This window comes from Iodobacter sp. (assembly GCF_025352645.1).
GTDB lineage: Bacteria > Pseudomonadota > Gammaproteobacteria > Burkholderiales > Chitinibacteraceae > Iodobacter.
Genome location: NZ_JANXSO010000150.1, coordinates 18,788 through 44,679, shown reverse-complemented (window position 1 = coordinate 44,679; position 25,892 = coordinate 18,788). Strand labels below are relative to the sequence as shown.

28 protein-coding genes are annotated in these 25,892 nt (G+C 46.6%); 21 read left to right on the top strand and 7 right to left on the bottom strand.

Annotated features, from left to right (window positions below; genetic code table 11):
- Positions 1-93: 93 nt before the first annotated feature.
- The 13 genes from hfq to oppF all read left to right on the top strand — a co-directional run bounded on the left by hfq (position 94) and on the right by oppF (position 14,283).
- A complete protein-coding gene (gene hfq / locus Q0R17_RS16915) occupies positions 94-360 on the top strand; it encodes an RNA chaperone Hfq (protein WP_293937062.1) in 267 nt (88 codons plus the stop codon).
- Positions 361-487: 127 nt separating this feature from the next.
- The gene (gene hflX, locus Q0R17_RS16910; protein ID WP_293937057.1) at positions 488-1,612 is read left to right on the top strand and encodes a GTPase HflX; all 1,125 of its coding nucleotides are present in this window, start codon (positions 488-490) and stop codon (positions 1,610-1,612) included.
- The gene (gene hflK / locus Q0R17_RS16905) at positions 1,599-2,768 is read left to right on the top strand and encodes an FtsH protease activity modulator HflK (RefSeq protein WP_293937054.1); all 1,170 of its coding nucleotides are present in this window, start codon (positions 1,599-1,601) and stop codon (positions 2,766-2,768) included. Before hflX ends, hflK begins: the two co-directional genes overlap by 14 nt.
- A gap of 12 nt (positions 2,769-2,780) precedes the next feature.
- Entirely contained in the window at positions 2,781-3,650 is an 870-nt protein-coding gene (hflC, locus tag Q0R17_RS16900) for a protease modulator HflC (RefSeq protein WP_293937052.1), read from the top strand.
- Positions 3,651-3,917: 267 nt separating this feature from the next.
- Positions 3,918-5,069, top strand: coding sequence for an ATP phosphoribosyltransferase regulatory subunit (locus Q0R17_RS16895; protein WP_293937051.1), 1,152 nt, complete (start codon positions 3,918-3,920; stop codon positions 5,067-5,069).
- A gap of 117 nt (positions 5,070-5,186) precedes the next feature.
- Complete coding sequence (locus Q0R17_RS16890) at positions 5,187-6,482, top strand: adenylosuccinate synthase (RefSeq protein WP_293937050.1); 1,296 nt, start codon at positions 5,187-5,189, stop codon at positions 6,480-6,482.
- 608 nt (positions 6,483-7,090) lie between these two features.
- Complete coding sequence (locus Q0R17_RS16885) at positions 7,091-7,354, top strand: hypothetical protein (RefSeq protein WP_293937049.1); 264 nt, start codon at positions 7,091-7,093, stop codon at positions 7,352-7,354.
- 165 nt (positions 7,355-7,519) lie between these two features.
- Entirely contained in the window at positions 7,520-8,548 is a 1,029-nt protein-coding gene (locus Q0R17_RS16880) for a porin (RefSeq protein ID WP_293937048.1), read from the top strand.
- A 124-nt stretch (positions 8,549-8,672) separates the two neighbouring features.
- Positions 8,673-10,280 carry a peptide ABC transporter substrate-binding protein gene (locus Q0R17_RS16875; RefSeq protein WP_293937046.1) on the top strand — a complete coding sequence of 536 codons (1,608 nt, stop codon included), beginning with the start codon at positions 8,673-8,675 and terminating at the stop codon, positions 10,278-10,280.
- A gap of 140 nt (positions 10,281-10,420) precedes the next feature.
- Positions 10,421-11,341: an oligopeptide ABC transporter permease OppB gene (gene oppB, locus Q0R17_RS16870; protein ID WP_293937043.1), complete on the top strand. Its 921-nt coding sequence runs from the start codon at positions 10,421-10,423 to the stop codon at positions 11,339-11,341.
- A gap of 14 nt (positions 11,342-11,355) precedes the next feature.
- Entirely contained in the window at positions 11,356-12,255 is a 900-nt protein-coding gene (locus Q0R17_RS16865) for an ABC transporter permease subunit (RefSeq protein WP_293937041.1), read from the top strand.
- A 53-nt stretch (positions 12,256-12,308) separates the two neighbouring features.
- Positions 12,309-13,301, top strand: a complete 993-nt coding sequence (locus Q0R17_RS16860) for an oligopeptide/dipeptide ABC transporter ATP-binding protein (RefSeq protein ID WP_293937038.1) — start codon at positions 12,309-12,311, stop codon at positions 13,299-13,301.
- Positions 13,294-14,283 carry a murein tripeptide/oligopeptide ABC transporter ATP binding protein OppF gene (gene oppF, locus Q0R17_RS16855; RefSeq protein WP_293937035.1) on the top strand — a complete coding sequence of 330 codons (990 nt, stop codon included), beginning with the start codon at positions 13,294-13,296 and terminating at the stop codon, positions 14,281-14,283. Before Q0R17_RS16860 ends, oppF begins: the two co-directional genes overlap by 8 nt.
- A gap of 53 nt (positions 14,284-14,336) precedes the next feature.
- On the opposite strand, the gene trmL is transcribed toward oppF, so the two are convergent.
- Positions 14,337-14,801, bottom strand: coding sequence for a tRNA (uridine(34)/cytosine(34)/5-carboxymethylaminomethyluridine(34)-2'-O)-methyltransferase TrmL (gene trmL / locus Q0R17_RS16850; RefSeq protein ID WP_293937032.1), 465 nt, complete (start codon positions 14,799-14,801; stop codon positions 14,337-14,339).
- Positions 14,802-14,891: 90 nt separating this feature from the next.
- On the opposite strand from trmL, the gene Q0R17_RS16845 reads away from it, so the two are divergent.
- The 8 genes from Q0R17_RS16845 to gspK all read left to right on the top strand — a co-directional run bounded on the left by Q0R17_RS16845 (position 14,892) and on the right by gspK (position 20,641).
- Positions 14,892-15,245, top strand: a complete 354-nt coding sequence (locus Q0R17_RS16845) for a hypothetical protein (RefSeq protein WP_293937029.1) — start codon at positions 14,892-14,894, stop codon at positions 15,243-15,245.
- A gap of 91 nt (positions 15,246-15,336) precedes the next feature.
- Complete coding sequence (gene purU, locus Q0R17_RS16840) at positions 15,337-16,188, top strand: formyltetrahydrofolate deformylase (RefSeq protein WP_293937026.1); 852 nt, start codon at positions 15,337-15,339, stop codon at positions 16,186-16,188.
- A 173-nt stretch (positions 16,189-16,361) separates the two neighbouring features.
- Positions 16,362-17,558, top strand: a complete 1,197-nt coding sequence (gspF, locus tag Q0R17_RS16835; protein ID WP_293937024.1) for a type II secretion system inner membrane protein GspF — start codon at positions 16,362-16,364, stop codon at positions 17,556-17,558.
- Positions 17,559-17,670: 112 nt separating this feature from the next.
- Complete coding sequence (gene gspG / locus Q0R17_RS16830) at positions 17,671-18,096, top strand: type II secretion system major pseudopilin GspG (RefSeq protein WP_293937022.1); 426 nt, start codon at positions 17,671-17,673, stop codon at positions 18,094-18,096.
- Positions 18,096-18,596, top strand: a complete 501-nt coding sequence (gene gspH / locus Q0R17_RS16825; RefSeq protein ID WP_293937019.1) for a type II secretion system minor pseudopilin GspH — start codon at positions 18,096-18,098, stop codon at positions 18,594-18,596. Before gspG ends, gspH begins: the two co-directional genes overlap by 1 nt.
- Entirely contained in the window at positions 18,589-18,960 is a 372-nt protein-coding gene (gspI, locus tag Q0R17_RS16820; protein WP_293937017.1) for a type II secretion system minor pseudopilin GspI, read from the top strand. The genes gspH and gspI overlap by 8 nt, the downstream gene beginning before the upstream one ends.
- Positions 18,961-19,139: 179 nt before the next feature.
- Positions 19,140-19,724, top strand: a complete 585-nt coding sequence (gene gspJ / locus Q0R17_RS16815) for a type II secretion system minor pseudopilin GspJ (RefSeq protein WP_293937014.1) — start codon at positions 19,140-19,142, stop codon at positions 19,722-19,724.
- Positions 19,721-20,641 carry a type II secretion system minor pseudopilin GspK gene (gspK, locus tag Q0R17_RS16810; protein ID WP_293937011.1) on the top strand — a complete coding sequence of 307 codons (921 nt, stop codon included), beginning with the start codon at positions 19,721-19,723 and terminating at the stop codon, positions 20,639-20,641. The genes gspJ and gspK overlap by 4 nt, the downstream gene beginning before the upstream one ends.
- 21 nt (positions 20,642-20,662) lie before the next feature.
- Here gspK and Q0R17_RS16805 read toward each other — a convergent pair whose 3' ends face one another.
- From Q0R17_RS16805 to Q0R17_RS16780, 6 genes are all read right to left on the bottom strand, one after another.
- Positions 20,663-21,199 carry a flavodoxin family protein gene (locus Q0R17_RS16805; protein ID WP_293937009.1) on the bottom strand — a complete coding sequence of 179 codons (537 nt, stop codon included), beginning with the start codon at positions 21,197-21,199 and terminating at the stop codon, positions 20,663-20,665.
- A gap of 176 nt (positions 21,200-21,375) precedes the next feature.
- Positions 21,376-22,182 (bottom strand): SGNH/GDSL hydrolase family protein, encoded by an 807-nt coding sequence (locus Q0R17_RS16800; protein ID WP_293937006.1) that lies wholly within the window; start codon positions 22,180-22,182, stop codon positions 21,376-21,378.
- Positions 22,183-22,199: 17 nt separating this feature from the next.
- Complete coding sequence (locus Q0R17_RS16795; RefSeq protein ID WP_293937003.1) at positions 22,200-23,759, bottom strand: YiiX/YebB-like N1pC/P60 family cysteine hydrolase; 1,560 nt, start codon at positions 23,757-23,759, stop codon at positions 22,200-22,202.
- The gene (locus tag Q0R17_RS16790) at positions 23,746-24,489 is read right to left on the bottom strand and encodes a hypothetical protein (RefSeq protein WP_293937001.1); all 744 of its coding nucleotides are present in this window, start codon (positions 24,487-24,489) and stop codon (positions 23,746-23,748) included. Before Q0R17_RS16790 ends, Q0R17_RS16795 begins: the two co-directional genes overlap by 14 nt.
- A 128-nt stretch (positions 24,490-24,617) precedes the next feature.
- A complete protein-coding gene (locus Q0R17_RS16785; protein ID WP_293936999.1) occupies positions 24,618-25,388 on the bottom strand; it encodes a YfaP family protein in 771 nt (256 codons plus the stop codon).
- Positions 25,385-25,792, bottom strand: a complete 408-nt coding sequence (locus tag Q0R17_RS16780; RefSeq protein ID WP_293936997.1) for a DUF2300 domain-containing protein — start codon at positions 25,790-25,792, stop codon at positions 25,385-25,387. Before Q0R17_RS16780 ends, Q0R17_RS16785 begins: the two co-directional genes overlap by 4 nt.
- Positions 25,793-25,892 lie beyond the last annotated feature (100 nt).

Here is a 25,892-nt window from a genome sequence, read left to right as displayed (position 1 = left end):
CTTGTGTGTTTTTTGCTAAGTTTTCATCGGACTGACAAGCGTAAGACCCAACTGTCTCTATCAAGATATAACAAGAATTTGGAGAAAAAAATAATGAGCGCTAAGGGGCAAATGTTGCAAGACCCATTCTTGAATGTACTGCGTAAAGAGCATGTGCCTGTTTACATCTACTTGGTGAATGGGATTAAATTACAGGGGCAAATCGAGTCTTTTGACCAGTACGTTGTTTTGTTGCGTAATAACGTAACGCAAATGGTTTACAAGCACGCGATTTCAACTGTTGTGCCTTCTCGCCCTGTTTCTATTCCACATGAACATGCTGGGCAATTGCCTCCTGTTGATGTAGTGGTTGATGCTTGATAGATCTTGTCGATCCATTAGGTAGAGACGGTAGTACAGTTTAAAAACCCCGATTGACTGGGTCTTTCGGGGTTTTTTGTGTTGAGCTAAACAGCTTGGCACGGTGTTTTTGATTAAAAGGTCATGCATGTTTGAGCGCCATAAGGGTGGAGACAGGGCTGTCTTGGTTTGCCTTGATTTTGGTGAGGTGGATTATCAAGATGGTGTTGAGGAATTCGTTCAACTGGTAGAAAGTGCGGGTGCAAATATTCTTGCAACCGTAGAGGGTAAGCGCAGTAGGCCAGATCGTGCTTATTTTGCAGGCACTGGTAAGGTTCAAGAAATTGCTGAAGTAGTGCGCGCTCACGAAGCGGAGTTGGTTATTTTTAACCATGCTCTTTCCCCTTCGCAAGAACGAAACTTAGAAAAAGTATTGCAATGTCGAGTTGTGGATCGTACTACGCTGATTTTAGATATTTTTGCTCAGCGTGCGCGTACTGCAGAAGGGAAATTGCAAGTTGAATTAGCGCAGTTGTCGCATATTTCTACTCGGCTTATCCGCGGTTGGACTCACCTTGAAAGGCAAAAAGGTGGGATTGGCATGCGTGGGCCAGGTGAATCTCAGCTAGAAACCGATCGCCGTTTGCTTGGTACACGGGTTAAGCGCCTAAAAGATCAATTGATTACGGTGCAAAAGCAACGTGCTACCCAGCGCCGAGCGCGTGAACGTAATCGGCAGTTTAGTGTGGCTATTGTTGGCTATACTAATGCGGGTAAATCGTCGCTATTTAATGCATTAACTAAATCAAAGATTTATGTTGCGGATCAATTGTTTGCAACATTAGATACAACATCTAGAAAGCTTTATCTTGATCCAGAGCATTCGATTGTATTGTCGGATACCGTGGGTTTTATTCGGCAATTGCCGCATACTTTAGTCGCAGCATTTCATGCTACTTTAGAAGAAACGATTCAAGCCGATTTACTGCTGCATGTGGTGGATGTGAATCATCCATTGCGTGATATGCAGATTATTGAGGTGAATAAAGTATTAAGTGAGATTGGTGCGGAACATATTCCACAATTGATGGTCAATAATAAGATTGATCTGCGCGACATGCCTCCGAGTGTTGATCATGACGAGTATGGTAGAATTTGCGCCGTGCGTTTGAGTGCTACCCAAGGGACAGGGCTCGATGCACTTCGCGCCGCGCTGCTTGAGGCTTTAAGCCATCCACTAAAAACAGCTGAGTTAACTAATGAGTCAAAATGACCCGCAATGGGGCGGTCGCCGTAATGGCCCGCCTGATCTGGATGAAATTATTCGAAATATCACCAGCAAAATCTCTCGCCTATTTGGCGGGGATGGCTCACCCCAGCAGCCTAGCGGTGGTAGTAGCCGCGCCGGTGCAGGTGCTGCCGTTGTCGTAGCGGTTGCTGTAGCTGTGCTTTGGGCCGCATCTGGATTTTATGTGGTTGATGAGCGTGAAAACGCGGTGATCATGCGTTTTGGCCGTTATGTAGAAACGGTAGAAAAGCCAGGTTTGCATTGGCATCTGCCTTGGCCTATTGAATCACGTGAAATCGTGAACATGACTGAAATTCGTAGCCTTGAAGTCGGCACACCAGGTGGTGAAGGCCGTGCTGGAGACGAATCGATGATGCTAACGGGCGACCAGAATATTCTTGAAGTTCGGCTTGAAGTGCAATACAACCTCAAATCAGCGCATGACTTTGTGTTCTTTAACCGTACTACCGATCGTGATGCTAAAGATTTGGTCAAGCAAATTGCCCAAACTGCCATCCGTGAAGTGGTGGGTAAAAATAAAGTTGATTACGTGCTCAATGAAGGTCGCGGTAAAATAGGTGAAGATACCAAGGAAATCGTCCAAAACCTGCTGGATCGTTATGGTGTAGGTGTGGCTGTTTCACGAGTGAATATTTCTGATGTACAGCCGCCTGATCAAGTGCAAGCTGCGTTCTCTGATGCGGTTAAAGCGCGTCAAGACAAGGCGCGTTTGATTAATGAGGGTACGGCTTACGCAAATGATGTGATCCCTAAGGCCGGCGGTATGGCCGCACGTCTTTCTGAAGAATCAGAAGGTTACCGCTCACGCGTAGTTTCGCAGGCAGAAGGTGATGCATCTCGCTTTAAACAGGTAGCGACAGAATATGCAAAAGCGCCTCAAGTCACACGAGACCGGATGTATTTTGACACTATGCAGCAGGTGTTTCAGAACACCACCAAATTGCTAATTGATCAAAAATCAAATGGCAATCTGCTCTACTTGCCCTTGGATAAATTGATGCAAATGACCACACCAGCGGCGGCTCCTGCTTCGGCAGAAGCGGCTAAAGTGGCTGAGCCTGCTGCAGCGAATGATGCTGTTAATCGTAATGTTCGCGCTTCAACGCGCGACGGCCGCTAAGGGGAGAGCAGCATGAATCGAGTTCTTTCTACTTTAGCCTTGGTTTTATTGGCTTTGTTTGTATTCTCATTGTCATTCTTTACTGTTGATCAGCGCCAATATGCGGTGGTATTCCAGTTTTCTGAAGCGGTTCGGGTTATTAAAAATCCAGGGATTAACTTTAAAATCCCTTTATTGCAAGATGTTCGCTACTTTGATAAGCGCATTTTAACGATTGATGAAGAAACGCCTGCGCGTATCCAGACAATTGAAAAAATGAACGTTAAAGTGGATAGCTTTATTAAGTGGAAAATCGTCGATGTAGAGAAATACTACAAGGCAGTCGGTGTTGATCAACGTAAGGCAGTAGAGCGTTTACGTAATACGGTAAACAATATGCTGCGCGATGAGTTTGGTAAACGCACGGTGCAAGACGTGATTTCAGGTAAGCGCGATGAAGTCATGGATACAGTCCGCAAAGTGGCCGATTCTGATGCTGCCCGTATTGGCGTGCAAGTGATTGACGTGCGCATCAAGCGCGTTGAGCTAGAGGATGCCACGCTCAATTCTGTGTATGAGCGTATGCAGTCTGAGCGTAAAGCGGTTGCAAATCAAATGCGTGCCGAAGGCTCGGCTGAAGCTGAAAAAATCAAAGCGGATGCAGATCGTCAGCGCGAAGTCACACTGGCTAATGCTTATAACAAAGCCCAGCAAATCAAGGGTGAGGGCGATGCCAAAGCCGCTGCTATATATGGTGAGGCTTACGGGCGTAATCCAGAATTCTATGCTTTCTATAAGAGCATGGATGCTTATAAGCAAAGCTTTGCCAAGAAGAGCGATGTGATGGTGGTTGATCCTAGCTCAGAATTCTTTAAATATATGAAGAATCCTAAGGCGAAGTAAGTGGCTGCTGTTTGGGTTTTTGCACTGAATTTGTAGTTTGCTCGCTCAGTACAAAAACACAGGCCTTAATGGTGGTAAAATAACTTTATGATTGCTCTTAGGTTTGGCCTTGTTGCTTGGGCTAGACCTCTTTTAATAGATTGTTTGAATTGCTTCATGGGGCTCGAGTCATTAATCTAAAATGGCTTAGAGTAACTTTCAAATGGTCGATGCTTGTGCCCGCACCGTACACCAAGTACGGGCGGGCCTTTGTTTGAAGAAAACTAAATGCGTAATTGGATACTACCCGAGTATATTTCCGACGTTTTGCCTTCAGAAGCTCGGCAGATTGAGGCGTTGCGGCGCAAGGTGCTTGATCTATTTGCCTGCTATGGTTACGAGCAAGTTGCCCCGCCACTGATTGAGTATGTGGAGTCTTTGTTTACACAAGATGACAGTGCGCTTGATTTGAAAACATTTAAATTGGTTGATGAGTTAACTGGTCGGCAAATGGGTTTGCGCGCGGATATCACCCCGCAAGTGGCTAGAATTGATGCACATATTTTGAATCGCCAAGGCGTCACTCGGCTTTGCTACGCAGGATCAGTAGTGAATACTCGGCCTGATGGCGTGTTGTCGACTCGTGAGCCTCGGCAGATCGGGGCGGAAATATATGGCTGTGCGGGTGTGGCTGCCGATGTAGAAGCGGTGGAGCTGATGTTTGCAAGTTTGGCTTTGGCGGGCTTAAGTGCACCACGTTTGGATATTGGCCATCTTGGTTTGTTTGATGCTTTAGCTGATGCTGCGGGTTTGCAGGGCAACCAGCGCGCGGAAGTGTTTGCTGCTCTGCAGCAAAAAGATGTCGCCACTATTCGTGAAACAACGGCAGGTATCCCCGCAGATTTACAGGCTGGCTTATTACTGCTCCCTTCTTTTTATGGCAGTAGCGAAGTGCTGGCTGCTGCACGGGCAAAGCTACCCCAGTTGCCAAAAATATTGGCTGCACTTGATAGCTTGGAGCAACTCACCGCGGCCTTGCAGTTGCGTGGCATTGCCGCGCACTTTGATTTGTCTGAATTACGCAGCAGTTATTACCATACCGGTTTAGTTTTTGCCGCATATGCAAAAGGATTTACCAACGCGGTTGCCCGTGGTGGCCGTTATGATAGTGTGGGCGAAAAATTTGGTCGTTCACGGCCCGCAACCGGCTTTAGTATGGATTTGCGTGAGTTTTCTGCGCTGCCGTTTCCTTGTTTGCGCGCAGGAATATTGGCTCCGAGCGGGGATGATGCAGCTTTGCTGCTTGCGATTCGTGAATTGCGCAGCGCTGGCGAAATCGTCATGGTTGATTTGGGTGTGGTTTTATCTGAAGTGAGTGTTGATCGCGAGCTTAAATTGCTGGATGGGCAATGGCAGCTGGCTCCGCTTGCAAAGGCCTAGGTCTATTTTAGTTTCTTGAGTGTGTTTGCCCCAGAAGTGGGGCGCGCCAGTTAGTGCATTGCGCGTTAATTATATAAGCGTGTTTTGCTTACTTTGGTTTTAATAGTGAGGTTTGGCATGAGCAGAAATGTGGTCGTGATTGGTACCCAGTGGGGTGACGAAGGTAAAGGCAAGATCGTTGACTGGTTGACTGATCACGCACAAGGCGTGGTTCGTTTTCAGGGCGGTCACAATGCCGGTCATACACTGTGGGTGGGCGGCAAGAAAACCGTCTTACGTCTAATTCCGTCTGGTATTTTACATGCGGGCAAAGCATGTTTTATTGGTAATGGCGTAGTTATTTCGCCAGAAGCATTACTGAAAGAAATTGATGAGCTAGAAGCTGCTGGCGTAGATGTTGCTAGCCGTTTGCGTATTTCAGAGGCTTGTCCTTTGATTTTACCGTATCACATTGCCATTGATCAGGCGCGTGAAGCAGCAAAAGGCGAGATGAAAATTGGTACAACAGGCCGTGGTATTGGCCCTGCGTACGAAGACAAAATTGCCCGTCGTTCTATCCGTTTGCAAGATTTGTATCATCCAGAGCGCTTTGCCGCCAAGTTGAAAGAAAACCTCGACTGGTACAACTTTGCGCTGAAAAATTATTTCAAAGCTGCAGAGATCGATTTTCAAACGGTTTATGACGAAGCCCTGGCCTATGCAGAACGCATCAAGCCGATGTTGGCTGATGTTTCACGCACGCTTTACGACATGAATAAAGCTGGCCAGCCACTGCTGTTTGAGGGTGCGCAGGGTACTTTGTTGGATATCGATCACGGTACCTATCCTTACGTAACATCAAGCAATTGCGTAGCGGGCGCTGCTTCGGCAGGGGCTGGTGTTGCCCCACAAATGCTGCAATATGTATTGGGTATTGTTAAGGCTTACACAACGCGCGTGGGTTCTGGCCCTTTCCCTACTGAATTGTTTGATGAAGTAGGTGCAGGTCTTGCTTCGCGCGGGCATGAGTTTGGTTCGGTAACCGGCCGCGCTCGTCGTTGTGGTTGGTTTGATGCGGCTGCGCTGAAACGCTCCATTCAAATTAATGGTGTGTCTGGCCTATGCGTTACAAAGTTAGATGTGATGGATAGCATCGAAACCATCAGTATTTGTACGGGTTATATGCTGGATGGCCAGCTGATCGATATCTTGCCAATTGGTGCAGAGCAAATTGCACGTTGCGAGCCAGTTTATGAGCAAATGCCCGGTTGGTCAGAATCAACAGTTGGTGTAACAACGTTAGAAGGCCTGCCCGCCAATGCGCGCGCTTATCTGAAGCGTATTGAAGAAATCTGCGAAGCGCCGGTGGATATCATTTCTACTGGCCCTGATCGCGATGAAACTATCGTATTGCGTCACCCATATAACGGCTAAATACAATGTTTTAGCTTAAATAAAGGTTTGAGTTGATAGTTAAATAGTTTGGTTGTTTGACTTGATTGCTGCCTATAAAGGGCTGATTTCTGTGCTGCACAGAAATCAGCCCTTTTTTTGTTCTGAATTTATACTCATTCTTGTATCAGTGGCGCTGGGTTTAGTTTGGTGGAATGGGGGGGGGCTTGCTCTGAGTAAAAAGGGGTGATTAAGTTCGTGTAGCCAAGATTTTTGGGTCTACTCTTTGGCTTTTTTGTTTTTATCGTGGGAGGAGTGCTTGCTTTGTACAAGACATTTAGCTCAATTTATGGCCTCTTTTCGTCGTAATCCATAGTGAATATCTGGCTTTATTGTTGAGAATGAATATTTGTTACTTGAGATTGCGGCGGTTTCATGCTTTTTTTATTAATATTTGTGGCGTTATACGGTGATTGCCTAGCTGTTTTGTGGTATTTTGTGTCTTGATTTTATTTTGTATTGGTGGTTATTTGTTTTTGTTGTAAAAAAGACTCACTGACTTGCTAGGGGTTTTTTGGTATTTTTTGTATGTTTTTTTGTGCAGGATGCTTGGGTAAATCTGATTGACGGCGGCTAAATAGCGCTTTTAAGTGTTGGATTTAAGTTTTACGGTAAAAGTTACTGGTTTGTTGGTGCGTTGTATATTTCTAGTTAAAGCATGTTTTATTTTTTTGCACTCAAATGGTGCGTTATTGGGCGGTACATATTTCCGTCGCTTTTTTTTGCCGGATGTAGCTCTGCGTGAATATTTCCTTGCTGCTTTCGCTAGTTTGAGAACAGTGGCAGGAGGCTGTCTTGTGAGTCTAGATTTAATTTGCACCAAAATGGGGCGGTTTTTTGGTGTTGTATTTTAATGAGCTGAAAAGATACTTGATTGCAATAAGTGTTTTCATTTCAAATTTTATGAAAGCTATTGTGTAAGAAATGGGTGTCATGACCATGCTAGGCAGCCTATGGGAAAAAAGCATATCTTCTTAAGCACACAAGGCAGGTCTTGTTGACCTTTAGGAGAATTCAAAATGACTGTTAAGAAAATTTTGGCAATGGCCGTAGCTAGTTTATGCGTTGTTTCATATGCCCAAGCAGATGTAACACTTTACGGTATTGCGCAAAAATCACTTGATTACGGTAATGCTGTAAGTGGCACAGGTGAGGCAAATAAATTTTCCCTGCAAGATATTGGTAGCCGTGTTGGTTTTAAAGGTACTGATAAGCTGGATAACGGCTCTAACCTACTGTGGAAAATTGAATCTGGTTTAAGCACTTTCGGTAGCCGTGAAGCTTGGATCGGTATCGAAACGAAAGACTTAGGTACTGTTCGATTTGGTAAAAGCAAAGGTGCTTATGATTTACTGGTAGAAACTTTTGACTTGTTTGAAAGCAATACCACTCTGGCAAACACCTTTAACGACAACACTTACAATACTCGCCATGAAAACGCTGTGCACTACACAACGCCAACATGGGGTGGCTTTTCAGCAAGTGTGAATGCAGTTATTGATAGCACTTCAAAATTAGATAGCAGCCAGAAAGGCTATGATGCAACCGCTAGCTATACACATCCTAAATTTGCAATTTACGGTGGCACTAATAGTTTGAAAAACGTTGCACGTGAAGGTGTAACGGGTGGTGCGGTGGTTAAATCTGACTCTAAAATAACTTCGTACCTATTGGGCGCTAAAGTATTCCCAGTTGAAGGCCTGCAAATTGGTGCTCTGTACCAAAACACAAAGCAAGATGCTGCATTTGCTGGTGGCGAGTTCAAGCGTGACAGCGCTATCGTAATGGCTCAGTACGAAATCGGTAAATGGGTTCCACGTGTAGGTTATGTATACCAAGGCGAAGGTAAACAAGGTGGGAATAAAGTTGTAGCTAAGGCCAATCATTTTGAAATTGGTACTGATTACAACTTAACTAAATCTTCATTGTTATATGTTGAAGGTGCTGTCATTCAGAATAAAGATCAAAATGCGTTTGAAACTAGTGTCAGCGGTAAGCTAACAAAAACACCAAAAGTAATCAGTGCAGGTATGATTATTTTATTCTAAGTAGTCGTTTTATCTGATGTAACACGGGTTTAAGCCGTGTATCTTCATCTAAGCCACTTCTTTTAACCGAGGAAGTGGCTTATTTTAACCGCCACAAACGGGTATCGCCCTTTTAGGAGACACAATGAACTGGACCATGAAATCAGTCACATTCGCGCTTTCACTCGCATTAGGTGGCGCGGCATTCGCGGCTACTGTGCCTGCTGGCGTTAAGCTTAGCGATAAGCAAGAAATGATTCGTAATAATGGATCGGAAGTGGAAACACTTGATCCTCATTTGGCTGAGTCCGTTGGTGCAAATAATATTACCCGTGATTTGTTTGAAGGTTTAACCACTAGCGACAACGAAGGCCGTTTACAGCCTGGTGTGGCAACAAGTTGGAAGCAGACTGACCCAACCACTTGGGTATTCAATTTGCGTAAAGACGCAAAATTCTCTAATGGTGATCCTATAACTGCAGCTGATTTTGTTTACGGCTGGCAGCGTTTTCTTGACCCAAAAATTGCCTCAACCTATGGCACTGTATATGGCATCTTTGTTTTAAATGGCCTTGAAGTGGCTGAAGGTAAAAAAGCACCTTCAACCCTCGGCATTAAAGCAATTGATAAATATACCCTAGAAGTAAAAACCCCGAATCCCATTGCTTATTTGCCAAGCGTATTGGCTAATTCGCAATTTGCCCCTATTCATAAAGCAACGGTTGATAAGTTCGGTAAAGACTGGACTAAGCCCGGCAATATGGTAGGCAATGGCGCTTATTTATTAAAAGACTGGAAAGTAAACAGCAAGATTGTGGTTGAAAAAAATACCCAATATTGGGATGCAAAAAATGCACAACTGACTCGCGTGACTTACTTGCCCGTTGAAGCGGGCAATGCGGAGCTGAAGCTTTATCAATCTGGCGATAATGACTTCGTTTATCAGCTGCCTGCTGGTCAGTACGAAAAATTGAAAAAAGATTTCCCGAAAGAAATCCAAAATGGCCCAATTCTTGGTCTGCGTTATTATTCATTAAATAACAAAGATCCAATGATGAAAGACATCCGCGTACGTAAAGCGTTGTCTATGGTATTAGATCGCGATATTCTGGCGCAAAAAGTAACCGTTGATGGCCAGATTCCAGCCTACGGCGTAACGATCAAGGGGCTTGAAGGTGCTGATGTAACGACGTATGACTGGGTTAAATGGCCTATGGCTAAGCGTGTGGAAGAAGCAAAAAAATTACTTGCTGAAGCCGGTGTAAAGCTAGGATCAAAAATTAAATTTACCTACAATACCGATGACTACCATAAGAAAATGGCATTGTTTGCTTCTTCTGAATGGAAAACAAAACTAGGTCTGGACACAGAATTAGACAGCCTTGAATTTAAAGTGCTGCTAAAAAAACGCCACGATGGTGATTTCCAAATTGCACGCAATGGCTGGCTGGCTGATTACAACGATGCCACTACATTCTTAACACTGGTGCAGTGTGGATCTTCACAAAATGACAATTCAAACTGCAATAAAAAAGCAGAAGAATTAATTAAGCAGGGTAATGATCAGCAGGATGTGGCTAAACGTAAAGCGCTGCTGACCCAAGCTGCTAAATTGATTATGGATGATTACCCAATGATTCCATTGCTGCAATATACATTGCCGCGTTTGGTTAAATCTTATGTAGGTGGTTATTCAACTAAGAACCCAGTTGATCGCTATTTGTCTAAAGAGTTCTACATTATTAAGCATTAATCTCCTAAAGATTAAACTAAAGAGTGGCCGCTTTGGGTTTTTCACCCAAAGCGGCGTTGTTTTGTATAAGCAGGGCTGCCATAGAGTGGCCCGCCTATACGATGTTTGTTGCCTACGTAACAAACGAGAGGGGATGCATTATGTGGTCTTATACATTTCGCCGGATTCTGGCGACGATTCCTACTATGCTGGCGGTTATTACCGTTTGCTATTTACTACTCCATTTAACACCCGGTGGCCCATTTGATACAGAGCGTAAAGTATCAGAGGCTGTGCTGGCTAATCTGCAGGCTAAATATCACTTAGATTTACCGCTCTGGCAGCAGTATCTCTATTATTTAAAAGGTTTATTGCATGGTGATCTAGGTGCTTCTTTTCGCTATGCCGATTGGAGTGTCAATGACCTTGTTGCTGCTGCGCTGCCTGTTTCATTGACTATTGGTGGTGGAGCTATCTTGCTCTCCATTATTATTGGTGTCGGTTTAGGTATTACTGCGGCACTAAAGCAAAATAGTTTTGTTGATTATTTTGTGATGTTAATTGGCAATATTGGTAGCACTATTCCATCTTTTGTTTTAGGGCCGGTATTGATTCTGGTGTTTGCTATTTGGATTCCCATTCTGCCAGCTGGTGGCTGGAATGAATTTAATTTACGCTTTATTATTTTGCCGCTTTCCTTGCTGACTTTTATTAATGTATCGACCATTGCGCGTGTGATGCGGGGTAGCTTGATTGAAGTAATGAGTAGCAATTTTATTCGTACCGCCCGTGCTAAAGGTTTGCCTTTAAAAACCATCGTATTTCGTCATGCTTTAAAACCTGCGTTACTGCCTGTGGTTTCTGTTTTAGGCCCTTTGGCTATTTCATCGATTACCGCTGCGGTTGTGACTGAATCGGTATTCTCTTTGCCTGGGATTGGTAAATTGATTGTGAATGGCGCAAGTAATCGAGATTACACCTTGGTGTTGGGTTTGGTTGTTTTGGTTACCGTGGTTGCGGTATTGCTTAACTTATTGGTTGATTTAGCCTACGCGCTACTTGATCCAAAAATTCGTTATTAATAGGCGAGGTTGTCATGTTGTTTCGAAATAAAAAACTCGCCGCAGCTTTAGAAAGTCTGCCGGTGGAAGGGCGTAGCCCGTGGGCGGATGCGCGTCGTCGCTTCTTTAAGAATAAAGCCGCAGTAATCAGCGCGATTATCTTACTGATTATCACGGCAGCCTGTATTTTGGGGCCATTTGTATTGCCTAACTCTTATGAAGATACGGATTTTGGTGCCATGGGTTTGGCCCCAACACTTCAAAATTGGCATTTATTCGGCACCGATGAATTAGGGCGTGATTTATTGGTGCGCAGTTTAATTGGCGGGCGTATTTCGCTGATGATTGGCGTGCTGGCCACATTAACCTCCGTAGCTATTGGCGTAATATGGGGTGCTACGGCTGGTTTTTTGGGGGGTAAGGTTGATTCGGTGATGATGCGTATTGTCGATATGATGTACGCCATTCCTTATTTATTGATCGCTATTTTAATGGTGACATTATTAGGGCGTGAATTCTATTTGGTCGTGTTAACCATTACCGTATTTGGCTGGATGGATATGGCACGGGTGGTGCGTGGACAAACATTGGCGATTAAGTCCAAAGAATATATTGAAGCTGCGCATGCAATTGGCGTACCAACATGGAAAATTATTTTTCGTCATGTGGTGCCAAATTTGCTGGGTATTGTGGTGATTTACACTACGGTAACGGTGCCTGGCGTTATTCTTACTGAGTCTGTATTGTCATTTCTGGGTTTAGGTATTCAAGAGCCTATGACCAGCTGGGGCGTATTGATTCATGATGGTGCAAGTGTGATGGAAACCACCTCGTGGTTGCTGCTGTTCCCTGCGGCTTTGTTATCTACCACTTTGTATTGTGCCAATTATATCGGTGATGGCATGCGTGATGCGCTTGACCCGAAAGACCGCTAAGGAAGCCTCATCATGAGTTTGTTATCAGTATTAGTTGTGGCGAGGGGCGAGTCATGAGTTTGTTATCCGTAAAAGATTTAGGTGTGCAGTTTGCTACCAATGATGGTTCGGTAAGCGCAGTGAATGGCGTGTCGTTTGAGTTAAATCGTGGTGAAACGCTAGGTATTGTGGGCGAATCTGGCTCGGGTAAAAGCCAGACCGTTTTGGCCTTAATGGGTTTATTAGCCAAAAATGGTAAAACCCAAGGCAGCGCGGTGTTTGATGGGCAAGATTTGCTTAAGTTGCCAGCGCAGCAGCTTAATAAAATTCGTGGTAATCGGGTAGCGATGATTTTTCAAGACCCAATGACGTCTTTGAACCCTTACCTTACCGTTGAGCGTCAAATGACCGAAGTGCTGGAATTGCACAAGGGCATGAGCCGCCGTGATGCTAAAAAACGCTCGATTGAGTTGCTTGATGCAGTAAAAATCCCTGAAGCGGCTCGGCGCGTGATGATGTATCCGCACGAGTTTTCGGGGGGGATGCGCCAGCGGGTGATGATTGCAATGGCACTATTGTGCGAGCCAGAGCTATTGATTGCGGACGAGCCAACGACAGCCTTAGATGTAACCGTGCAAGCACAAATTATTGCACTATTAAAAGACCTGCAGCGTGATTTTGGCACCGGTATCGTGATGATTACCCATGATCTAGGCGTGGTTGCTGGCCTTTGCGAAAAAGTGCTGGTGATGTACGGTGGCCGAGTGATGGAGCAGGGCAATGCTAGCGATATTTTCTACCATGCTACGCACCCGTACACGATTGGTTTGCTGGGGGCATTGCCGCGCCTAGATCATGACGATAATGAAAGCTTGATCTCCATTCCGGGTAATCCACCGAATATGGCACACATGCCGCCGGGCTGTCCGTTTAGCGAGCGCTGCGTGCATGCATTTGCTCGTTGCCATACAGAATTGCCTTTGCTGCTGCCCGTTACTGCGGGGGGTGTATTGCGTGCTTGCCATAAGCCGGTGGCTGAAACAACGTTGGAGGCGGCTCATGTCTGAAACACGTCAACCTATCCTATCTATTCGTGATTTGAAAGTACATTTCTCGGTGCGTCAGGGCGTGAAATGGCCTTGGCAAGCCAGCAAGCAGCTCAAGGCTGTGGATGGTGTATCGCTGGATTTATACGCAGGTGAAACCCTTGGTGTGGTGGGCGAGTCAGGCTGTGGTAAGTCAACCTTGGCCCGCGCAGTGCTTAACTTAATCCCTGCCACCAGCGGTAGCATCGTTTGGATGGGTAAGGAAATGAGTGGTGCCAGTAGTAGCGAGTGGTTAGATGCGCGTAAAGATATCCAAATGATCTTTCAGGATCCGCTGGCATCTTTAAACCCACGTATGACGGTAGCGCAAATTATTGCTGAGCCGCTAAAAACGCATTACCCAGATATCGCTGAAGCTGAAGTAATGGCCCAAGTAAAAGCGATTATGGTGCGTGTGGGTTTGCGTGAGCAGCAAATTAACCGCTATCCGCATGAGTTTTCAGGTGGGCAGTGCCAGCGTATCGGCATCGCCCGTGCGCTAATTATGAAGCCTAAGCTGATTGTGTGTGATGAGCCGGTTTCTGCGCTTGATGTATCGATTCAAGCTCAAATTGTAAATTTACTGAAAGAATTGCAGCGTGAAATGGGCATGGCGCTGATCTTTATTGCTCACGATTTAGCCGTGGTGAAGCATATTAGCGATCGTATTTTGGTGATGTATTTGGGCCACGAAATGGAGCTGGCTAAAAAAGCCGCACTGTACGCAAACCCAAGCCATCCTTATACCCAAGCACTGCTATCCGCGATCCCTATTCCTGACCCTGAGCGCGAAAAAACCAAGGTGATTCAAATCTTGCAAGGTGATTTGCCTAGCCCGATTAATCCGCCATCAGGCTGCGTGTTTAGAACCCGCTGCCCCAAGGCTGAATCGCAGTGTGCGGATAAAGTACCAAAATTGCGTGAATTAAGCCCAGTCACACAGGCGGCATGTTTATTAGCGTAGTTTTTTAGGCAGGGGCACGGCATGCCGTGCCCCTCTATTTTGTACCCCTAAGTTTATAAAGCCCCAGCAAAATCCATTTGTCGCCATGCTTCAAACACGGTAATCGCCACCGCATTGGATAGGTTTAAGCTGCGGTTGTCCGGCATCATTGGTAGGCGGATGCGCCGATCGGCGGCAAATTCTGCACGGATTTCTTCTGGTAGGCCGCGGGTTTCTGGGCCAAACACAAAAACGTCATCTTTTTCATACACAATGCGGTCGTGCCGTGTTGAGCCTTTGGTGGTCATGGCAAACAAGCGATGGCCCTCTAAGGCTTGCTTGCATTCTGCCCATGATTCATGAATCTTCATGGTAGAAAACTCGTGGTAATCCAAGCCTGCACGGCGCATGCGCTTATCTTCAAGCTCAAAGCCAAGGGGTTTAACTAAATGTAAGCAGCAGCCTGCATTTGCGGCAAGGCGGATTACATTGCCGGTATTAGGCGGGATTTCTGGCTGAAATAGTACGATATGGAACATAGAGTAAGCTGATCGGTGGCAGGCGAAACGCCTTGTATTAAACAAATAGAAACCCAGAATAAAGAATATGTTGTTTTTTCTGGGGGAGCGATGGACTTGATTCACGAAGAGATTTTACTTGCTGCGGCGCGTATGGCTATTTTAGATGAAATGACCGCAGAAGAAACCATTGCCATTATCTTTAGGGCAATCGATCACGAGATGATGGGGCCAGATGGTCAATCTTTCAACCCCGCTCGTATTGCTGGCGTGGGTATGGCGATTTATGCCGCAATGTTTGACTATCCATTTTCACTGATAGAAACCCCGAGTGATGGTTTGTTTTGGCGGGCAAAAATACCTAAACATGGCTTTAGTGCCCCATTTGAGCAACTGCTAAATGCAGGAAAATCAAGAGCTGCGCTTTGCCGAGAAGAGCAAAAAAAGCGTTTAGCTATGTTTTAGTTGATTTACATCGCCTCGCAATGGAACGGGGTGATGTTTTAAGGCGAGGGTTACTGTTAGAATTAGTAATAGATTTTACTTGAGTCACTGAATGAATACCGCAACACTACTGATTAGTTGTCCAGATCGAAAAGGTTTATCCGCAGCAATCGCCAATTTTTTGTATACCTATAACGCCAATATTGTTCACGCTGATCAGCATCAAGATGAAACAGAAAGCCTGTTTCTGATGCGTGTAGAGTGGGATGTTACTGACTTTACTTTAGATATGAGCGCGTTTGAACCCGCATTTCAGCCTATTGCAGATCGCTTTCAAATGACCTGGTCGGTGGCTCTATCGGCTTGCCGCCCCAAAGTCGCCATTTTTGTGTCTAAATATGATCACTGCTTGGTTGATTTATTGCATAGGCATAAAGGCGGTGAGTTACGCTGTGATATTCCTTTGATTATTTCTAATCATGAAGATTGCCGAGGTTTGGCAGATTACTACGGCATTCCTTTTCATGTGATTAGTGTGAATAAAGATAATAAAGTTGAATCTGAACAAGCTCAGCGTGCCTTGCTGGAAGCCAATCAAATTGATTTAATTGTGCTTGCTCGCTATATGCAGGTATTAAGCCATGAATTTACTGCAGCATATCCGCAGCGAGTGATTAATATTCATCATTCATTCTTGCCGGCATTTGAAGGTGCAAAGCCTTATCATCGTGCATTTGCTCGTGGGGTGAAGTTAATTGGGGCAACCAGTCATTATGTAACTGAAGTATTGGATGATGGGCCAATTATCGAGCAAGATGTGATGCGTATTTCGCATCGTGATGACGTTGATATGTTGATACGCAAAGGGCGTGATTTAGAAAGAATGGTGCTTTCCCGCGCGGTACGTGCTCATTTGGAAAATCGCATTCTGGTTTATTCTAAGAAAACAGTGATTTTTTCTTGATTAGACGGCGTTAAAGAAGGGCAGAATTAATGTGTTGGGAATAAGTTTAGTGCTTTGTTTCAATACATAAATTCTGCTTTTATCTATATGGTTTAATTTTCTATTTAGTGCCTTTTAAAATAACAATAAATGCTCACTCCAGTTCACTCAATTAGGTTTATAGGATTTTTGCTATGACGGCTTTTCGCTACCGTGCAGTGAACGAGAGCGGCAAGGCTGCGCGCGGTGTGGTTGAAGCTGAAACCTCCCGTTTGGCTAAGGGTATGCTGCGCCAACAGGGCTTGTGGGTTTCTGATCTAGAAGAGATTGCCTCTAATGGGGCAAAAGGCGAGCGTGGGCTGGGTACAGCTAAGCTCTCTTTGCTGACTCGTCAGCTCGCTACTTTACTGGATGCGGGCTTGCCGATTGAGCAAGCGCTATCTGTGCTGATAGAGCAAAGCGAAGTTGAGCGCGAAAAGCAGCTAGTCGCCGCGCTGCGTAGCGAAATTTTAGCGGGCTCATCGCTATCGCAAGCTTTATCGCGCCACCCAAGAGTGTTTCCAGAGTTGTATCGCACCATTGTCAGTGCAGGGGAGGAGTCCGGTAAGGCGGCTGCGGTGATGCAGCGTTTGGCCGATTATTTGGAATCGCGTGCGTCTTTGGCGTCTAAAGTAGGCTTGGCGTTTATTTACCCCGCCGTTGTGATGTTTGTTTCGGCACTGGTTATTGTGGGGCTGCTGACTTGGGTGGTGCCGCAGATGGTGACGGTGTTTCAAAGCGCCAAGCAAACGCTGCCCTTGCTCACGCGCTTGCTGCTGTGGGCTAGCTCCTTTGTGCGGGATTGGGGGCTGATATTCTTTACGCTCTTTGGTATAGCCAGTGCTGCTGGCTGGCATGCTTTAAAAAAACCAGCAGTGCGTCGGCAGTTTGATGCTTGGCGTTTAAAGCTGCCGCTGATTGGACGCTTTGAGCGCACCGCCAATACCGCACAATTAGCGTCGACCTTAGCCATCTTGGTTGGCAGCGGCGTACCCCTATTGAACGCCATGCAGGCCGTAAGCGGTGTGTTGGGCAGCTTACCGCTGAGGGATGCAGTGGCTGAAGCGGCAAAGCAAGTGCGCGAAGGGATGACCTTATCTAGAGCACTGGCCGTCAGCAAAATGTTTCCGCCCGTGCTGATTCATTTGATTGGCAGTGGCGAGGCTACAGGGCGGCTAGAGCATATGCTAGAAAAAGCCGCCGCGCAGCAAACGCAAGAATTAGAAAACCGTGTTTCAACCTTTACCGGCTTGCTTGGCCCCTTAATGGTTTTATTAATGGGTGGCGTGGTTTTAGTGATTGTATTGGCGATTTTATTGCCAGTATTTGAAATGAATCAATTGGTTAAATAATTTCTTTATCTACGGAAAACACGAACAAACTCGGTTGAAATGATGGGTTTTTTTGTTCGTGTACTTGGTGCTTTTCGTGGACAATCTATTTTTTAAAGGGGTGCATTTAAAAATGAAAAAAATACAAAGCGGTTTTACCTTAATTGAAATCTTAGTGGTGATTACCATTTTGGCTATTTTGGGGGCTTTGGTGGTGCCTAAGATTATGAATCGGCCCAATGAAGCACGAGTGGTGGCGGCTAAGCAAGATATTCGCTCGATTGTGCAGGCTTTAAAATTATATAAGCTGGATAACGGCCGTTACCCAAGCACCGAGCAGGGTTTAAAAGCCTTGGTAGAGAAACCAAGCGCCGCGCCTTTGCCTAATAATTGGAAAACCGGCGGTTATTTAGAAAAGCTGCCTAAAGATCCTTGGGGTGGGGATTATCTATTTTTAAGCCCAGGTATTAAAGGCGAAATTGATGTGATGAGCTACGGTGCCGATGGCCAGCAAGGCGGCGAAGGTACGGATGCGGATATTGGTTCTTGGGACAATTAATGCGCCACCAAGGCTTTACCTTGATTGAAATCCTCGTGGTGCTCGCTATTATTGGCGTCATCATGGGCTTGGCCGTGGTGCGTTTGGATTTATCCGATGGGCAAAGAGTGGAGCGTGAAGCCAGCCGCCTTGCTGCATTGTTTGAATCGGCACGCGATGAGGCGATTACGAGTGGGCAGGCAATTGCTTGGTCATCCGATGGCCAAGGCTATCAATTTTGGCTGCAAGATGCGCAGAACAATTGGCAATCCATTGCGGCGCACGATTTGCTTAATCCTCGAGTGTTAGAAGAGGTCAGGGTGGATGGGTTTTCTGTTAACTTGCGCGAGCGGCGCTTAGGTGAGCGTTTAGTGTTTGAGCCTTCTGGTGTGAATGCGCCATTTACTTTGCAGCTGCGTTTAAATAATAGCCGCTTAGATTTAATTGGCGATGTGATGGGGCGGGTTGAAGTACGCCAAGCCGATGCTTCTGCGCCCGCTGCCGTGATGCCGCATGCGTAAGCGCCTAGGTTTTACCTTAATTGAAGTGTTGGTGGCGTTGGCCGTGATTGCCATTGCCATGGGCGCGGCAATGAAAGTCACTTTATCTAGCACCAATAACGCCATCGAGTTAAAAAGCCGCACCGCAGCGGGCTGGGTGGCACAAAACCGCTTAAACGAGTTGGCGGCACTGGGTGCATGGCCTGATATTGGCTCTACCGAGGGCAAAGAGTCGCAAGCGGGGATGGATTTTGTCTGGCGAGTAGAAACGGGCGGCTCGCCCAATCGCAGCTTTCGCCGCGTCGAAATAAAAGTATTTAGTAGCGATGATAATCAACATGCCCTGGCGACGCTGGTGAGCTATCTGGCCCATGTGCCGCATTGATAGTGTAGCTGTAGGGGCACTGCTTGCTGCGCCCATGATGAACAGGGCGCGGCAAGCAGCAGGTATTACTTATTTTCCTTCGTGAAATTGCCCTCTGCGTTCTCTGTGGCTCAAGATTTGGCTTGTGTAATACCTATGGATAAATGTTTTTTTCTTCTCGTATTTAAAGTGAGCGGTTAGTGCCAAACCCTAAGCAGCATGGCTTTACCCTGCTGGAAATCTTGATCGCTTTGGCGGTATTCAGTGTGGTGACGTTGATTTCCTATAAAGGGCTAGAGTCTGTGGCGCAAACACGTACTGCGCTGGACGCCGAGGCCAAACGCTGGCGGGATTTATCCCTCGTGTTTGATCGTATGGAAGAAGACATCAGCCAAACGGTGGATAGACCATGGCGAGATCAGGGCGGGGTAGAGCAACCTGCGTTGCGCGGCACCAATAAGCCGGAGCGTAAGAGTGATCTACCTTTAGAGCTGATCCGTTTAGATCGTAACCGTGATGCTTTTCACGTGGCTTATCGTTTGCAAGATAGCCGCTTAGAGCTGCTGCTGTGGGATGCCCTTGATTTAGGCCCAAGGACGGAGCCACAGGTGCATAGTTTGCTGGAAAATATTCGTGGCTTTGAGGTGTTTTTTTTAGACACCGCCAGCCAGTGGCAAGCCAGCTGGCCCCCCGCAGGTAATAATAAAACGCCACCACGTGGGGTAAAAATCAAGCTCATCCTCAGTGATAACAGCAGCGTTGAAAGGATTTATACCCTGCCATGATGCATAAACAACGTGGCGTTGCCATTATCACTGCGGTGCTCACCGCTGCACTTGTGACTACATTGGCGGTTGCTATTGCTTGGAGGCAGCAGCTTTGGTTTCGGCAATTAGAAAATCAATTTGATTTGGCCGAGGCACGTGGCATTGCCCGCGCCTCGATTAATCTTGCACGGCTTACTTTAAGAGATGACGCACGCAATAATCAAATTGATCATCAGCTAGAGCCTTGGAATATTCCTATTCCTGCGATTCCGGTTGAGGCAGGTAAGGTAGGTGGGCGCTTATTAGAGCAGCAAGGACGTTTTAATATCAATAATGTGGTGCAAAACGGCGTTATTAACGAGGTGGGTTTTGCCGCGTTTCAGCGCCTCTTGCAAAATCTAGGTTTACCGCTGGATGTGGCTAATGCCTTGGTGGATTGGCAAGACGCGGATAGCCTAACGCGCTACCCTGGTGGGGCCGAAGATGTGGAATATCTGGCGATGCCAGAGGCGTATCGGGCTGCAAATCGCAGCTTGTTAGATATCCAAAGCTTATCGCGCATTCGTGGCTTTACCCCAGAGCTGATCGCCAAGCTAGAGCCCGTGATTAGCGTCTTACCGCAGGCAACGCCTATCAATGTTAACTTTGCGGGTGCTGAAGTGCTTTCAGCGATTATTCCGGGGCTGAGTGTTTCTGCTGCCGGTGGCGTGGTGGCACAGCGCTCGGGCAAGTATTTTAAAAGCATCGAAGAATTCAAGCTTGCCCTGCCGCAGCCCTTACAAGCCGGCATGCCCGCTGATGCAGTATCGGTGCAAAGCCGCTATTTTATCAGCGAAGTAGATGCTCACTTTGGTCGCGTCAATATGAGCTTTCAAGCGCTACTGGAGCGTAAGGCCGATCAAATTCCGCGGATTGTATGGCTGAGAAGAAAGTGAAGTTTAGGCGCATCGCTTAGCCTAGGCCTTTTGTGTTTTGAATAAATGGCTAAACAGCATGATTGCATTGTCTTGCTGCTCTGCTAGATATCCCTCGCTACAATCGGCATGAATATATCCGCCATATTGCATGCCAAGATAGGCAAAGGTTTCTTTAAGTGCATTAAGGTAGGTTTCAGACGCGTGCTCTTTTACTGAGGTACACACGATATATGCAGTTTTACCTCTAAGCTGGCGGCCTTTATCTGATAATTGCGGACAAATGAGATAGTCTGAAATACGATCTAAAAAGCGTTTCATTTGAGGAGGCACAGCGTACCAATAAACCGGTGTGGCAAAAATTATAATTGGGCAGGGCAATATTTTTTCAAATAAAGGCGAAAAATCATCGTTTTTATTTTTATGCTTATAATCAAAATCAGAGAAATGGTATTGCTCCAAATCGATGATCTCTACGAAAATATCGATCGTTTCTAGTTGTATGGCTATTTGGTCAATAAAATTGCGCGTATTACCGTTTTGTCTTGAGCTAGAAAAAAGCACGATGATATTTGCCATGAAATATTCTGCTTGAATAAAATTTAGGTTTGAATTGGAAATATGGCACAAGGTGATGCAGGGCGGGCAATATTTTTACCCATGGGCAGGGCTGCACGGCGTGGGCAAAAAAGCTTGCCCACGTTACAAAAAAATTTAATTTTTGATAAATACTTGCGCGTTAAAATTAAGGTGTTTTAGCTAGCAATCGCCGTTTTTATTTTCTTATAGATCATTTCAGAAATAACTTTAAACCCCTCTGGTGTGGGGTGTATTTCATTGCGCCATTGGTTTTCTTTGAGTGTTCCCTGAGTTTGAACCACATAAAAATTATGAGGGTATCTGGCCTCTAAAGCCAAGAGCATTTCTTGGAATTTAACCAGCATATATTTAGCAATGTTTTTTTGATCTTCATGCCGGTTGATATCAAGTTGGCTTAGGTAGGGGAACATCCATGATTCAGACATGGGGAAGATATCAAATAGCTCAAAGCCTGTTTTGGATGGAATTGCATAATCATAGCTGTGGCTAATGATTTTAATTTTCTTATTGCTAGAGAACTCTAATGCTCGCTCGATTAATTCTTCATAGCTTAAGCTGATTTGGCTGAGTTTTTTATTGAGTCGCTCATGGTGAATACAGCTTTGCCAATCATTGCCGGTCATTTTTTGCAGGAAGAAGCCAAAATCATAGCGGCCAACTAAATCGTTTCCTCCGCCAGAGAAAAGAATAATATCAAAATCTGTATGTTTTATTCTTTTCATTAAGGCGAGTTTTTGCTCCCCGCATAGCATGGCCACCGCCTCGTCGCCATTCTCTGAGCTGCTATAAGCAACAATATCTGGCTTATCCCCTAGGCAATCAACAATATTAGAATTTTTGCCAAATAAGAAAAACTGCCGTGGATAAGCGAGCCAAGAATCCCCTTCAGCTAATATTTTAATGGCCTTGGGGTTTGCTTGAACCAGCGCGTCAAATTCACGGGAGTCTTTGGTAAAAGGCATTTTTTCTCTTTGTTTGACTATGGGTGCTGGGTTGAAGGGCGAGCATCGTTGATTATTTCATTGCTGTGTTTCACTTTTGAGATCAGCGCAAGTAACTTTTCCTGTAAGTGATCTTCCTCGCGCTTGCCATCGCGGTACATGATAACGGGGCTAAAGATGGGCATCTCGCCCATAGCCAGTTGGGCCACATTATCTGGGCTAATGGTGTAGCGGCCCAGTGTTTGGGCCAGTGGCCAATCAAGATCGGGGAAAACCACGTAGGCCAGCTCAGAGCAAACGATGCGCTCGTGCGTCATGACGTCAAAATTAAAGTCGTATTCTTTGCCGAGTTGCTGCACCGCCGTGATTGCGGCATTACGCTGATAATCTTTGCTTAATATGCGTTGATCGCGCAGCACGAGCAGATCATCAATATTCATAAAGTGATCGAGCGTGCTCAGGGTGACGCCAGAGCGCAGTGCTTCTACGATGCGTTTCCCTTTACGCACTTGCTCTTGCCACTGAGCTGGAATGTCATCCCATGCGCCCATTTCTTTTAGCTCGGCTTCAGAGCCTAGCCACAGTGCCATATGGCCGTAGTGGCCGGGAATCATTTTATCGGTGAGGCGAAACGGTGTTTTTTCCAGCAAGATATCCAGTGGGCGCATTTCGCTTTCTAGCTGGCTTAGGGTGCTAGGATCAGGGCGATTTAACTTGCCATTACGGGTTTGTACTAGGCCCACCATTTGGCCAAAGCCAAAGCTTAGACCAAAGCTAAGGGTGTTTTGCGCTACTTTTCTCTGCTGATTAAAGTCTTCAAGAATGAATTGTGTGACTTCTAACGGATTGCCCCTGGTGCTTTTGCGCTGATTCACATACCAAACCGTGCTTTGGCTCAGGGCATATAAATATTGCTCATTAGCATCAGGTGTTTGGCTGCTTTCACTCTGCATTTTAAAGTATTGATCGAGCAAATTGCTGGCTAGTAGTAGCTGAGCGTGCACCTCGCCCGAGCGATATTGGCGGATTAATTGATCCAGTTGCACGGTGTTTTTTACGTCGTAATTAAGCAGATAGCGCAGTTCTGCATTTTGCGCGTAGGGGGCAATGGCAATTTCGTAGCTATCCATTAGCACCAGCGCTGCGGCTAAGCCGCGTTCAATATCAAGCAGCGTTTTTTTGCCTATCTCATCGTAGGGATTAAGCGAGGGTGCCCACATCCGGCTTTTGGCGGTGGTGCACAGCTCTGGCAAACCATTTGTGCTGGGCTTTTGTATGTTTAGGCGGATGGGGGAGGCGAGGGCGAAGCAGGGGGCGATATGCTCTACTTCGGGCAGTAGCCGGGCGCGCACCGCAAAATACTGCTGAATAATGCCGCGTAACTGCTCGCTTTGCTGGCGATTTAACTTGGGGATGTCGCTATTGCCGATGATCTGATGCAGCTCGGCAAAGCGGTAAGCTTCGGTGCGGATGCTGATCAGTTCAGCAATATTGGCCTGAAACTCTTGCAGGCTACTTACCGCCTGAGCAGGGCTAGTCAGCGTGAGCAATAGTAGCAGGCTGGCAAAACGGCGGAATAACAAGTCAGGCAGTTTCATGAGGGCTCGCAAATAAAATAAATAGGCAGGCAAGGCTGGCTAAGAGATGTTTTAAAGTATGGCCGGATAAATACTGCTGCAGGGTATTAAAGAGCATTAGATCCTGTAATTCGGCAGTTTTGGCCAAAATATAGCAAAGGCTGGCCGCTAGCATTAGCCAAAAAGGGCGCTGCCTGCCGCAAAGCTGCCACTGCCATAGCGGCAATAAAATCAGCGGTAAAGCCTGTAGTAATAAATAGGGCCGCAAATCTTGCGTGACGACCCAATAGCCCACAGACAAAATGGCCCAGCAGGCTAAGGGAAGAATAAACCACGTGCTCTTGAGTCTGCCATGCAGTTGGCTAGCCAGCGCCGATAAAAACCCCGCACAAGCAAGGGCAATGGGGATCCGATCCCAAATCAGCCGCGCATCATCAGGCGCAAGATGATACCAAGCTGAGCCTGCCGCCGTGAGTAGTAGGCTGAAAAATCCAAACATCCAGCCTGCTTTTGCGATGCCCTGCTGTGAGCCGCTGCGTTGCAAACCCCACGCCCCAATTAGGGCAAAACCGATGTTGGATAACACATCGCGCAGATTAGCGATGCCTAAGCCCGCTCGCTGATCCGCAAAATCATGATAATGCGCCTGCTGAGCAATCGGGCCGTGCCACAACATGAGCAGGGCAAGGAAGATAAAAAGGTAGAGAGCGGGTTTGAGGGCGGGCCAGCCAGAGTGGGAGGTGTGAGTCATTCGGCTTCTTATGTGAATTAGATTAGGTCTTTGATTAAGTGAGCTTGATGTCTAACTTTTGGGTTGTGCGGCGTTAAAAACGGCTTCTATTACTCGTGTTTCCTTGCGCTTTTTGCCTGCGTGAATCCCTAGGGATAAACAAAACTGCCCACTAGGGTTAAATCCCCTGTTTTACGCATGGGCACGTTGAATAGCTGCTGTTTTTCGTGCAGGGTATTTTCATTATTGATGATGCTCAGTTGGGCGATGGTCATGGCGGGGTTTTCGCTGTAGCCGCCGTAGTAGTTTACGTACACCAAATAGCGGCCTTTGGGCGGGCTGGGATTGGCGTAGATTTCTGGGCCGTAGCCAGAGGTAACATCCACATCCAGGGCGCCGCCGTTTTTGCTGACGCGATTGCCATAGTAGGTGTGTTCGCCATCGGGGCTAATCACGTGCAGGTCTAAGTCAGTGCTATTGGTGTTCCATGAAAGCACGACGCGCAGTTTGGTTTGGGCGCGGTCTTTATTGCTGTCGTAAAACTGGCTGGCCGCATGCTCTTTACCATCGGGGCTGCGCACTTCTACGCTGTTTGCGCCTCGGCCAAAGGAGTAGGGGCGCGAGAAGCTGCCGTCCTCGTCAATACGCAGCGGCATGGGTACACCGTTCACGATCAGCTGATAGGGTTTGTTTTCTTCCCCTTTTGCTGGGGCTTTAGGTGTTTTGCCGATATGGCCACGGATCAGCGCCAGCTTGCCTTGATTTTCGGGGGTATTCACCAGTGTGGCCGGATATTGCACATTTTGGGTGTAGCGCTCGGCCTTGCCCGTGGTATTACGCCAGCCGCCAGCGGGGGCGTCCAGCCGTAGGCCTTCAGCCTGAGCAAAGGGGATAAGTAGCAATATCAGTAAGTATTTCATGGTGACTCCACCAGGCTAACCGCCATGGTTTCAATAAAGGTTTCATTGTGTCCGCGCGGATGGCGGCTAAATGCCAGATGCAGGTATTCGTGAGCAAGAGTGATTTCATCATTCACGCTCGCTAGATTACGGATGTAAATGCGTTGCAGCTGGTGGTCTGCGTAAGGAAAACCGCTATGCAGCTGACAAACTGTAAATGCGGTAGGCGGTGCATAGCCCTCTTCATGGCTCAGCCTGCCGTGCCAGCCTTTAGCCAGCGTAGCTAATTTTTGCTGAATATCTGGCTTTGGTAAGCAAACAGGCTCACGCGCAAATACGCTGCCGATCAACAAGAGTAGGGTGGGCACCTGTGCCCACGCGTGTAAGCGCATGCGCGGTGAGGGCATGGAAATATAGCTACTCATAGGACTCCTCCAAGCGGGTACGCATGGCTAACGCGCGGGTACACTCTGCTGATGCGTGGGCACAAGGGCGTGCCCACCCTAAGATACCTTCCCCAAAAAT

Coding starts and splice junctions, on each gene's coding strand:
- Q0R17_RS16785 (WP_293936999.1), bottom strand. CDS start 25,388: ATGAAATACTTACTGATATTGCTACTTATCCCCTTTGCTCAGGCTGAA.
- Q0R17_RS16790 (WP_293937001.1), bottom strand. CDS start 24,489: ATGACTCACACCTCCCACTCTGGCTGGCCCGCCCTCAAACCCGCTCTC.
- Q0R17_RS16880 (WP_293937048.1), top strand. CDS start 7,520: ATGACTGTTAAGAAAATTTTGGCAATGGCCGTAGCTAGTTTATGCGTT.
- Q0R17_RS16800 (WP_293937006.1), bottom strand. CDS start 22,182: ATGCCTTTTACCAAAGACTCCCGTGAATTTGACGCGCTGGTTCAAGCA.
- gspG (WP_293937022.1), top strand. CDS start 17,671: ATGAAAAAAATACAAAGCGGTTTTACCTTAATTGAAATCTTAGTGGTG.
- hflC (WP_293937052.1), top strand. CDS start 2,781: ATGAATCGAGTTCTTTCTACTTTAGCCTTGGTTTTATTGGCTTTGTTT.
- Q0R17_RS16890 (WP_293937050.1), top strand. CDS start 5,187: ATGAGCAGAAATGTGGTCGTGATTGGTACCCAGTGGGGTGACGAAGGT.
- oppF (WP_293937035.1), top strand. CDS start 13,294: ATGTCTGAAACACGTCAACCTATCCTATCTATTCGTGATTTGAAAGTA.
- Q0R17_RS16875 (WP_293937046.1), top strand. CDS start 8,673: ATGAACTGGACCATGAAATCAGTCACATTCGCGCTTTCACTCGCATTA.
- gspI (WP_293937017.1), top strand. CDS start 18,589: ATGCGTAAGCGCCTAGGTTTTACCTTAATTGAAGTGTTGGTGGCGTTG.
- gspH (WP_293937019.1), top strand. CDS start 18,096: ATGCGCCACCAAGGCTTTACCTTGATTGAAATCCTCGTGGTGCTCGCT.
- Q0R17_RS16795 (WP_293937003.1), bottom strand. CDS start 23,759: ATGAAACTGCCTGACTTGTTATTCCGCCGTTTTGCCAGCCTGCTACTA.
- purU (WP_293937026.1), top strand. CDS start 15,337: ATGAATACCGCAACACTACTGATTAGTTGTCCAGATCGAAAAGGTTTA.
- gspF (WP_293937024.1), top strand. CDS start 16,362: ATGACGGCTTTTCGCTACCGTGCAGTGAACGAGAGCGGCAAGGCTGCG.
- Q0R17_RS16805 (WP_293937009.1), bottom strand. CDS start 21,199: ATGGCAAATATCATCGTGCTTTTTTCTAGCTCAAGACAAAACGGTAAT.
- Q0R17_RS16780 (WP_293936997.1), bottom strand. CDS start 25,792: ATGAGTAGCTATATTTCCATGCCCTCACCGCGCATGCGCTTACACGCG.
- Q0R17_RS16860 (WP_293937038.1), top strand. CDS start 12,309: ATGAGTTTGTTATCCGTAAAAGATTTAGGTGTGCAGTTTGCTACCAAT.
- Q0R17_RS16865 (WP_293937041.1), top strand. CDS start 11,356: ATGTTGTTTCGAAATAAAAAACTCGCCGCAGCTTTAGAAAGTCTGCCG.
- Q0R17_RS16895 (WP_293937051.1), top strand. CDS start 3,918: ATGCGTAATTGGATACTACCCGAGTATATTTCCGACGTTTTGCCTTCA.
- Q0R17_RS16845 (WP_293937029.1), top strand. CDS start 14,892: ATGGACTTGATTCACGAAGAGATTTTACTTGCTGCGGCGCGTATGGCT.
- hflX (WP_293937057.1), top strand. CDS start 488: ATGTTTGAGCGCCATAAGGGTGGAGACAGGGCTGTCTTGGTTTGCCTT.
- oppB (WP_293937043.1), top strand. CDS start 10,421: ATGTGGTCTTATACATTTCGCCGGATTCTGGCGACGATTCCTACTATG.
- gspK (WP_293937011.1), top strand. CDS start 19,721: ATGATGCATAAACAACGTGGCGTTGCCATTATCACTGCGGTGCTCACC.
- hflK (WP_293937054.1), top strand. CDS start 1,599: ATGAGTCAAAATGACCCGCAATGGGGCGGTCGCCGTAATGGCCCGCCT.
- trmL (WP_293937032.1), bottom strand. CDS start 14,801: ATGTTCCATATCGTACTATTTCAGCCAGAAATCCCGCCTAATACCGGC.
- hfq (WP_293937062.1), top strand. CDS start 94: ATGAGCGCTAAGGGGCAAATGTTGCAAGACCCATTCTTGAATGTACTG.